Origin of the sequence: Gabonia massiliensis (genome assembly GCF_001403595.1) — a bacterium.
Lineage (GTDB): Bacteria > Bacteroidota > Bacteroidia > Bacteroidales > Coprobacteraceae > Coprobacter > Coprobacter secundus.
Genome location: NZ_LN877937.1, coordinates 182,559 through 192,315, shown reverse-complemented (window position 1 = coordinate 192,315; position 9,757 = coordinate 182,559). Strand labels below are relative to the sequence as shown.

General features: G+C 51.5%; 12 protein-coding genes and 1 pseudogene. 2 read left to right on the top strand and 11 right to left on the bottom strand.

From position 1 onward, the window contains the following. The 5 genes and pseudogenes from BN2628_RS17740 to BN2628_RS02080 form a co-directional block, all read right to left on the bottom strand. A pseudogene (locus BN2628_RS17740) lies at positions 1–281 on the bottom strand (hypothetical protein); the annotation flags it as partial. A gap of 401 nt (positions 282–682) precedes the next feature. Beyond that, positions 683–1,264, bottom strand: coding sequence for a DUF6549 family protein (locus BN2628_RS17175; RefSeq protein ID WP_021930768.1), 582 nt, complete (start codon positions 1,262–1,264; stop codon positions 683–685). Further along, positions 1,261–1,695 carry a lysozyme gene (locus BN2628_RS02090; protein WP_055095858.1) on the bottom strand — a complete coding sequence of 145 codons (435 nt, stop codon included), beginning with the start codon at positions 1,693–1,695 and terminating at the stop codon, positions 1,261–1,263. Before BN2628_RS02090 ends, BN2628_RS17175 begins: the two co-directional genes overlap by 4 nt. Positions 1,696–1,698: 3 nt before the next feature. Continuing rightward, positions 1,699–2,007: a hypothetical protein gene (locus BN2628_RS02085; RefSeq protein ID WP_055095856.1), complete on the bottom strand. Its 309-nt coding sequence runs from the start codon at positions 2,005–2,007 to the stop codon at positions 1,699–1,701. After that, positions 2,004–3,980 (bottom strand): portal protein, encoded by a 1,977-nt coding sequence (locus BN2628_RS02080; protein ID WP_055095854.1) that lies wholly within the window; start codon positions 3,978–3,980, stop codon positions 2,004–2,006. Before BN2628_RS02080 ends, BN2628_RS02085 begins: the two co-directional genes overlap by 4 nt. 242 nt (positions 3,981–4,222) lie before the next feature. Here BN2628_RS02080 and BN2628_RS17170 point away from each other — a divergent pair, with 242 nt between their 5' ends. Beyond that, entirely contained in the window at positions 4,223–4,387 is a 165-nt protein-coding gene (locus BN2628_RS17170) for a hypothetical protein (protein ID WP_257606353.1), read from the top strand. 814 nt (positions 4,388–5,201) lie between these two features. On the opposite strand, the gene BN2628_RS02070 is transcribed toward BN2628_RS17170, so the two are convergent. From BN2628_RS02070 to BN2628_RS02050, 6 genes are all read right to left on the bottom strand, one after another. Continuing rightward, positions 5,202–6,068 carry a DUF6291 domain-containing protein gene (locus BN2628_RS02070; protein ID WP_154668376.1) on the bottom strand — a complete coding sequence of 289 codons (867 nt, stop codon included), beginning with the start codon at positions 6,066–6,068 and terminating at the stop codon, positions 5,202–5,204. 591 nt (positions 6,069–6,659) lie between these two features. Further along, the gene (locus tag BN2628_RS17165; RefSeq protein WP_154668375.1) at positions 6,660–6,929 is read right to left on the bottom strand and encodes a hypothetical protein; all 270 of its coding nucleotides are present in this window, start codon (positions 6,927–6,929) and stop codon (positions 6,660–6,662) included. 37 nt (positions 6,930–6,966) lie between these two features. Further along, positions 6,967–7,221 (bottom strand): hypothetical protein, encoded by a 255-nt coding sequence (locus tag BN2628_RS02065; protein WP_154668374.1) that lies wholly within the window; start codon positions 7,219–7,221, stop codon positions 6,967–6,969. Then, a complete protein-coding gene (locus tag BN2628_RS02060; RefSeq protein ID WP_055095846.1) occupies positions 7,209–7,640 on the bottom strand; it encodes a hypothetical protein in 432 nt (143 codons plus the stop codon). Before BN2628_RS02060 ends, BN2628_RS02065 begins: the two co-directional genes overlap by 13 nt. A 601-nt stretch (positions 7,641–8,241) precedes the next feature. Continuing rightward, positions 8,242–8,559 (bottom strand): hypothetical protein, encoded by a 318-nt coding sequence (locus BN2628_RS02055; protein WP_154668373.1) that lies wholly within the window; start codon positions 8,557–8,559, stop codon positions 8,242–8,244. 60 nt (positions 8,560–8,619) lie between these two features. Further along, positions 8,620–8,808: a LysM peptidoglycan-binding domain-containing protein gene (locus tag BN2628_RS02050; RefSeq protein WP_021929768.1), complete on the bottom strand. Its 189-nt coding sequence runs from the start codon at positions 8,806–8,808 to the stop codon at positions 8,620–8,622. A gap of 171 nt (positions 8,809–8,979) precedes the next feature. On the opposite strand from BN2628_RS02050, the gene BN2628_RS17415 reads away from it, so the two are divergent. Next, complete coding sequence (locus BN2628_RS17415) at positions 8,980–9,690, top strand: S24 family peptidase (protein ID WP_257606352.1); 711 nt, start codon at positions 8,980–8,982, stop codon at positions 9,688–9,690. Positions 9,691–9,757 lie beyond the last annotated feature (67 nt).

Here is a 9,757-nt window from a genome sequence, read left to right as displayed (position 1 = left end):
CCGACATTGGTGGCATTGGTGCTGATTTGCTGGGGCATGGCTCCTCCGGGTTTCGGGCGGAACAGGATGACTCCGTTATAGCGGGTCCATTCGTCGGCGATGTCTTCGATGGTCATGCCGTCGGGTATCTGGTCTTCGGGGAAAAGGAGTACTCCTTTGGCGCTGGCTCCCATGATGAAATCGACCATCGTGATAAGGCGGTTGATATATCGCTGCTGGTCGATAATGTCTTCGACGAAAGAGTGTACTTCACCGTCGACAAAGGGATAGAGGCTANTAACACCTATCCCAAACAGCAGCAAAAACATCTTATCCCAAACCTCGCCCCTCTCCATAACACACCCCTTTATCCCCTCTCAAGAGGGGAAACATCCACTCACCCCTCATTACCAAACAGAAAATAGCATCTCTAAGCTCCCCGTCCCTGAGAGGGGCGGGGGTGTGTGATGTCTGCGCACTGCTTCCTAAAACAAAAGCAGTCACCCAAAATCTGACGGATAACACCTATCCCAAACAGCAGCAAAAACATCTTATCCCAAACCTCGCCCCTCTCCGTAACACACCCCTTAGTCCCCTCTCCAGAGGGGAAACAAACCACTCCCCCCTCATTACCAAACAGAAAACAGCATCTCAAAGCTCCCCGTCCCTGAGAGGGGAAATAGATACTATAACATACCGGTTTTCATCTTTTCAACTCGATATACCGGCTATACACCACGTGGGTATGTGGGTTTTTCGAGACGATTTCTTGCCGGACGGCTTTGGTGCCCCATTTGATAAACCACCATCTGTGGGGAACGCGGTGTATCACTTGCAGGAGTGTATCCCGACTCATGATATGGCCCGAGAAGTGATTGTGTTCGATACAGCCCGACAGGGTGAGATAATTGTCGTGGTAGTCGATGCATTGCAGTGTATCGACCCGGTCACGAACGATAAGGCTGTCGCGGACTACCGTGCGTATTATGTGCTCGGTTTCAATACTTGCCTGCGACACCGATTGTACTCGTTTCAGCTTGATTTTCAAATCTTTGATATCTCTTGCCAGAGCTTCGCAGTTTTGTTCCAATTCTTTTTTCGTCAAGGTCAGCCTTTCGACACTGGCTGCCGAAAGGCTGTCGCGGGTACGGTAATAAGATATGTCTTGGAACAGGGCTGTCTGGTTGGATGACAACCGGTCGTTCTCTTGCCTCTGGCGATGCAATGAACGGGAGAGGAAAAATATTATTATGACAAGAATGATAATGAGGATGTATCGTTTCATAATCTGCTGAAATATAGGTTACTTTCTTTTTCTCGACGGGTGACAAGTCCGGGCAGCCGCCTGCCACCGCCGTACACCCATTTCCGGAACTCGGCTGCAATGGCGGGGTCGTCGGGGTTGCGGTTTATTTTTTCCAACAGGGTACTGCTTGCAAAATTACCGCTGCCGGTGTTGTAGACAAATGAGACGAGTGCATCGAAGCGGTTTTGGTCCAAGGGTTTCTTCACCAGGGTAGAGACCGCTTTTTCGGCTGTCTGTACGTCTTGCCGGAGGAGTTGCAGGGCTTCGGGTTCGGTTATTTTGTCTCCGGGCTTTACATCCCGGGTATGGCCGTACCCGATTGTCCAGACTCCTGCGGGACAGCGGTATGCTTCGGCACGGAAACTTTCGTATTGTTTTATGAGGTTTATTCCTCGTTGGCTCGTTTTCATCGTTTATTTTTCTTTTTCGTTCGTATATTTCCGGGCTTGTTGTTCCGATATGGCTTTCAGCCTTTCGGCCAGGGTCTGCGGTGCACCGGACGCGATGTTTTCGCCTTGTATGTCGTATATCGTTTTGAGGAGCTTGGCCAGCCTTTCTATATTGTCTTCTTCTCCGATAAGTTCGGAGATGCGCTTCATCGCTTTTTCCTGCAACTGCTGCAAGGCTTGTACCGAAGGCCGGGAGGTGCCTCTCTCCTCCCCTTTTTGCAGGCTTGCGAGTATGGGGGGCTCGGAGCCGGGTTTGCGGTCGGTTTCTTTCATTGCTGTAAGGCTTGTAACATCAACGGGTCAGTGTTCTTGTCTATTTGCTGCTGCAACTCCGGGGTGATTTGCGCGGAAGCGGAGCCATACTCCGGCTGCTGTGTGCCTGCTTGTGCCTGCCTCATCTCTTCTTTCCGTTTTTGTATGGATTGCAGCAGGCGGTCGGCAAAGGGGAACGCTCCGTTTTCGAGAAGGTCTTCTATCATGATTTGCCCGGAAGTGAACAGTTGCATGAGGAAGTCATTCATCTGTTGCCGGTAGGCCGGTGTAGTGGTGCTCTCGGTGATGGCAAGGTCGAAATGTACGTTCTTGACGCGCTCGGGGTCGAACCACCGGGATTCTTCGGAATAGTCGCTTCCGGTGATGTTGATGTAGCGTTTCTCGCGGTAATATTGCTGTATGGTCTGCATGAGCTTGGTGTCGCGGTCTTCGCGGAAGGTGTTGAAGGCGGAAAGGAGGTCTACCAGATTGGTGGCCGAGTTTTGGGCTTCTTGTGCGTACAGGCTGGAGGCTGTGCCGCTGTGGGGTTGCTTTCCCTGCAAGGCTCCGTGTACGCCCGATATTTGTTCGAGGAGCTTCATCTGGAGGTTGAGCATCTCGTAGGCTCCGACATTGGTGGCATTGGTGCTGATTTGCTGGGGCATGGCTCCTCCGGGTTTCGGGCGGAACAGGATGACTCCGTTATAGCGGGTCCATTCGTCGGCGATGTCTTCGATGGTCATGCCGTCGGGTATCTGGTCTTCGGGGAAAAGGAGTACTCCTTTGGCGCTGGCTCCCATGATGAAATCGACCATCGTAATAAGGCGGTTGATGTATCGCTGCTGGTCGATAATGTCTTCGACGAAAGAGTGTACTTCGCCGTCGACAAAGGGATAGAGGCTGAGCACATAGGGGTGGGACTTGTGCCAGTAGGGTGTCTCCATCTCGCGCAGCACGTCTCCGAAGGGGGTGAGCCAACGGGCATACCAATAGCGGTCGATAAACCATTCGGTCTCGATAAGGGGTATTTCGTCGGGGGCGAGCCCTTGTGCCGCGCCTTGCCGGATACGGGCTTCGTTGATGGCTTGGATTTTGGGGTAATCTTCTATTTCGATTTTATAGTATTGCGCTTCAAGTACATCATGGCATTTGATGCGTTCCTTGGATTCTCTGCGCCATATTTCTATGACCCGGCACATGTTATAGTCTTCCGGAACGAGGAAGGTGAGATTGTCCAGATGGTCTGATGTCAGATTTTCATAGTTCGAGCGCAGGCAGTCTTCTGTGGCCGTGGCGTAAATCTGCTTCAGTTCCAGGGCTTTGTCCCTATCGTTCCCGGCGAAGGTGGCGATAAGGTCGGATATGGAGAGGTCGTGTATCTCCCCGATGAGGTTGCAGTCCCAATAGCGGTAGTCGGCCATGCGGTTGTCAAAAAAGAGGCGGTTTTCGTTGACTACGGTAACGAAGGCGTCTTCTTTGTTGAGTGCGGCATTCCAGCCGTATTGTATCTTGTGACAACAGAGTGCCGATATGAGGTATTGTTCGAGGGTACGGCGGTCGATGTCCCACATCTTGTTGAGGGTGTAGGCGTATTTCATGATGATGGACATCATCTCCCCGAGTTTCTGCTCGTCCCGGTCGCTGGCTACGCATACGGGTTCGGTCTGGTTGGAAGCGAACTGCCCGAGCACCGATTTTACGAGTTGCCGTATCATATTGTTTTTCAAGGGTATTTTGCCTTGTGCCTTGATATAGGTCTCTTCGGTTATCCATTTTCCGGTGGCGGGGTCTTTGATACGGTCGTTCCATTGCTTGCCGTAGGTATAGTCCCGGCAGCGGCGTGCATTTTTGCGGAACTTATCCAGCCCGTCCCACGCTCTGGATGCTTCGAGTATGATGTTTGCCGTATCGGTATTGCGCACGGAATTTATGTAATGGTTCCGGATGGCGCTGCTTCCGGAATGGATTTGTGATTTGGGTATGATCCGTTTCATTGTCCTTTTTCTGTGTAAATGTTATTTCGTGTTCTTAAAACTTGTCCGGATTTTCCGGTCACATTTGAATTTTCTTCCGGCATATTTTTCTCTTTCCGCTCGTCAGATAGCTTGTTATCTTCCTCTTAAAAAACGGAANAGTGTCTGTCAGATTTTGGGTGACTGCTTTGGGTTTAGGAGGCTGTGCGCGGACGTGACACACCCCCGACCCCTCTCCAGAGGGGAGATTGAGATGTGTGACGGTGAGAAGCGCAGCAGGGGATGAGATGTTTTTGCTGCTGTTTGGCGAGGTGGTGTCTGTCAGATTTTGGGTGACTGCTTTGGGTTTAGGAGGCTGTGCGCGGACGTCACACACCCCCGCCCCCTCTCCAGAGGGGAGAGTTGAGATGCTGTTTCCTTCTTGGTAATGAAAGGTTTGAGTGGAGGTGTTTTCCCTCTTGAGAGGGGATTAAGGGGTGTGTGACGGTGAGGGGCGGGGGTTGGGGTGAGATGTTTTTGCTGCTGTTTAGGTGAGGTGGTGTCTGTCAGGTTTTGGGTGACTCCTTTGGGTTTAGGAGGCTATGCGCGGACGTGACACACCCCCCGCCCCTCTCCAGAGGGGAGATTGGGATGCTGTTCCCTTCTTGGTAATGAGATAATTATGTAGTGTGGATTCCCCTCTCGAGAGGGGATTAAGGGGTGTGTGACGGTGAGGGGCGTGGCAGGGGATGAGATGTTTTTGCTGCTGTTTGGGTGAGGTAGTGTCCGTCAGGTTTTGGGTGACTGCTTTGGGTTTAAGAAGCTATGCGCGGACGTAACNATTCCCAACAAGAAACAAGCATCCCAAAACTCCCCTCTCGAGAGGGGCGGGGGGTGTGTGACGCCCGAGCACAGCCACCTGAAAATCAAAGTGGTCACCCGAAGCCTGACGGATAACACCCCGCAGTACTAAACCTCTCGAAACTGTATCCCGCAACTCCTCAACCCATGCCGCGACCCTCACCGTAACACACCCCTCAAATCCCCTCTCAAGAGGGGAAATCAATACACTCAAACATCTCATTCCCAACAAGAAACAAGCATCCCAAAACTCCCCTCTCGAGAGGGGCGGGGGGTGTGTGACGCCCGAGCACAGCCTCCTACTCCAAAAGCATTCACCCAAAGACAAGAAATACCTCCTCGCCAAACAGTAACAAAATCATCTCATCACATACCGCGCACCCCTCCAAAGAGGATGAACTCCTAAAACCCCGCACGCCGTTTCAGCTCCTCCAGCTCCGCACACGTAGCCTCCAGCTTTTGCCCCACATGCTGGGCGGCAACCGGGCCCCCCGGCCCTCCGAACTTCCCCTCCTTGGCCGCCCACGAACCCAGCCTCGAAGGGATTTCGAACGTCTGTCCCAACTCATAACGCATATGCTGCCTGTCCAGGCTCAACTCCGACCAATACCGGAAAAACGCCTCCACCATCTCCTCACCATACCGTCCGACAAAAGGCCGCAGCATCTCCCGGAACCTCTCCCTCCGGGCAAGGACATCCATACCCGTAGAAGCCGCACACACACCTGCCTCGCGCGCGGGGGCGCAACCCTCTCCATAATCATCGGCATTCTTATTCACATTCTCGTTTACATTCCCATTCACATTAGGTTCCGGTCCGGTTCCGGTTTGGCTAACCGTCGGTTTCGGTTCCGTTAACCGTCGGTTCGGGCTTGGTTTCCCTTCGGTTACACTTCCGTCAACCATGGGTTCCGGTTCGGTCCCCGTCTCGCTAACCGTCGGTTCCGGTTTGGTTTCATCCAAATCCTCCACCCGTTTACCGTCGGTTTCGTCCGAGCCCTGTTCCGGTTTCGTCTCCGAGGCATCCTCCTGTTTCTGAGCCCCTTTGCGGCCCCCCTTGCGGCCATTCTCATACCGGGCGTTGTTCGCATCTATCTGAGGTTTCACCAGAGTAAAAATACAACGGGCTATCGGCTTCAGACACACAGGTTCTTCACCATATAGGCCATACTCCATTATAGCCGTGTAAATCTCTCCCTGAATATCCCTCGGCAGACCTCTAATCGCCTCGTAAAAACTCTTGTAAAACACAAAACTTTCTCTTAACATATCACACCATATTATATATATACCGGCCCCGCACCGGGCACATGCCCCCACAAGCACCGTACAACAAACCTCCCTCAACGCCGCAACCGCCGGCAATACCAGCACGCATACAACACACCCAGCACGTTGTACCCCCAATACCATTCCCCCGTTACCGGATGAGCATCATTGAACACCAGCACACAAGGAAAAAACAAAAGCACGTCCGTAAAAAAACGCCTCAACCGCTCGGTAAAAAAATCCCTGACGGAGCCCCCCCGGCTACCCCTCTGCACTGTCGCCCGCCTCTCCTCTCCGGAAAAGTTCCCCTCGGAACATATCCTTCCACCCTCCCGGCCCCTGCCCAGGCTGCCTCCAAGAAAATTCTCTCCATTCATATTATCCTATTTTAATAGTTTATTATACTATTTTATTAGTACTACACATATTCATCCCTCTGCCTCTCACCTTTTGTCTGCATCATGCTATTTCACTCCCCCTATCTACATTATCCTATTTTAATAGTTTATTACACTACTTTATTAGTACAATATACCTCTGTCTTTCACCACCCCCTCCGGCCTCATTATACTATTAAAATAGTTCATTATACTATAATAATAGTCTAATGCATTCCGCACAATAAAACTCACCATCCCCATTTGCCGGAACATGCACCGGAATCAGCCGCCCGCAGCCATCACAAGGCCTCATCTCCCGGCACTCCGCGCACACGCAGCCCAACCATTCGTTGCCATACACCTCCCCTACGGGCACATAACGGCCACACCCCTCACATATCTCATATTCCTCCTCAAAGCGGTCGTTCATCACCTCCTCAATAGCATCGGCCCGGCACGACTCCAAAAGCAAACTATCCACACTCATACTATTATATTAGTATTATATCCTATTATATTCATACAGAAAAATTCCATCCCGTTTGCCGGAGCATACACAAGAATCGGCTACACACAGACAAACCATCCACAGCAAAAAAAACTATTTTATTAGTATAATACCCCATCTTATCTATATTATATACTATTATATTAGTATAATACTGTTTTATACTAATTAAACAGTATACACTATCATCACGGTCCACAACCTCTGCAAGAGCACGAACAACGAGCCTGTCGGCCCATATCATCCATTTCACTACCTTTGCCACCGTAAAATCAGTTTTTGGCTCCGAGAGCCAGTCCTGATTTTGCCCGGGTCAGATTCGGGAATTTCTTCCGAGGATGTTTTTCCGTTTTTACGAGGAAGATAGCCGGCTATCTGACAAATAAAAACGGGAAAAAAGACCGGAAGAAAGCGCAAAGATGACCGGAATACAATTCCCCATTTCGGAAAATCTGGACTGGCTCTCAGCTCCCGGGGGGAATATTCACTACGTCCCTCCGGGAATATTTTCAGTATACAATACATCCGTATCCCTCTGGACACAGCAGCACTGCAACGACATGGCGAGCTTTCGGGAATCGAACCCGAATAACAAATCCGGTAACATCCGAACCGGGCTGCACACCGGCAAAAGAACCGGAGCCGCCGCCCATGCCCTTCTGTACCGTCCTGCCGTTTTGCCATTAAACTAAAGCCCTCCCTCTGACAAGACCCGCCGACACTTCGGCCGGGTCATACCGCTTCACAGCGGGGCACTTATATAGCTCATACAAGTTATCCGTTTATCCGAATACCTCCTCTCTGGAGACAAACCGGAAAATCCAGTCATACTCTTCAAGAAACCGCCTCCCCAACCTCCCCTCTCGAGAGGGGCCGGGGGTGTGTGACGTCCAGGCACTGCCACCTCAAATCAAAAGCTGCAACCCAAAGCCGACAGATACCTCCTCGCAGCACCAAGTTTCTCGAAACTGTATTCCGCAATCCCTCAACCCATGCCGCGCCTCTCACCGTAACACACCCCTTGATCCCCTCTCGAGAGGGGAATCATCCCCACTCAACCTACTCACTACCAAAAAGAACGCAGCTTCCAATCTCCCCTCTCGAGAGGGGCCGGGGGTGTGTCACGCCCGAGCATAGCTACCTGAAAATCAAAAGCAACCACCAGAAGCCAACAAACGCCACATCTCCAAACAGCAGCAAAACCTGCTCAACACACCCCGCGCCCCTCTCCATAACACACCCCTCAATCCCCTCTCAAGAGGGGAATACATACATCATAAATCACTCATTCACAAATAGAAACCAGCATTTCAAACCTCCCCTCTCGAGAGGGGCCGGGGGTGTGTGACGTCCAAGCACTGCCACTCAAATCAAAAGCGGTCACTGAAGCCGACAGATACCACCTTGCAACACCAAGCTTCTCGAAACTGTATCCCGCAATCCCTTCAACCCATGCCGCGCCTCTCACCGTAACACACCCCTTAAATCCCCTCTCTGGGACGGGGAAACATCCACGCCACAAACCTCTCATTACCAAAAAGAACGCAGCTTCCAAAATCTCCCCGTCCCAGAGAGGGGTCGGGGGTGTGTCACGTCCAAGCACAGTCACCTACACCAAAAGCATCCACCCGAAGCCCCCCTCCCCGAAGGGGAAACAAGAGAATCATTGCGGCAACTTCCGGGGAAACCTTACCAGTTGTCCACCATATTCACGCAATGCCACCTCCCGGATGCGGTCGGGACGTTCCCCCTCCGTAGCAAACCGGAGCGCCGCCCGCACCGATTGCGGAGTCACTCCAAAACGGGCCGCAATCTTGCCCGTATCTCCTCGTCTTATTACTATCCTGTTCATTTTTTAATTATTATTTATTATATTTGCCTATTATCGTGGTTACTTTCGTTTATATAGCCGTTAGAACACGATTGCAATACAAAAATAAAGCAATGCAATACATTAACCAAAGAAAAAAATAGATAAATTATTGCAATGCTATAATTTAGAATCAATATAAATTACGCCCTTATGGAAGGTTCTGTCAAAGAAAGGCTTAAACATTTTCTATCTGAAAACAAGATAAAAGGCTCGGACTTCTGTGCGAAAATAGGTGTATCGAGCGGCTTCATTTCCGGCATGAGGGAGTCGATACAGCCCGACAAGCTCAAAAGCATTGCAATACATTATCCCCTGCTGGATATCGGCTGGTTGATGACGGGTATGGGGCAGATGCAGAAAAACGCCTATCCGGAGCCGGAGGCCATACACACGCTTGCCGAGGAAGGGCTCCGTTACCATCCCCGCAAGTCGCGCGGGTGCATTCCTCTTGTCGACGACATCAAGGCCACGTGCGGCATTCCCGACGGGTTCAGTGTAGCCATCAAGAAAGACGACTGCACGCCCATTGTCATCCCCGGGCTCACCGGTGAGTTTGCCATCAGGGCCAAGGGGCGCAGCATGATCAACCGCAAGAATCCGGAAAAGTCCATCAACGAGAACAACATCATCGTCTGCAACCGGTGGAACAGCCGTTCGCACATCCGGTGGGGCGAGGTGTATGCCCTGGCCACGAACGACGGTGTCGTGGTAAAGCAGCTCATGCCCTCGGAGCAGGAAGGCTACGTGCGCTGCGTCTCGTTCAACGAGGAAGAAGGCTACAAGGCTTACGACTTGCCCGTACTCGAAATCAGCGACTGGGCCATTGTGGTAGGTGTCGTCAATATCTCCCTCTTTACCTGAAGCAAAACGGAACCGGGAGGGGGAAGTATCCGGCACACACTACCCGCGACAGCAAGAACAGAAAAAA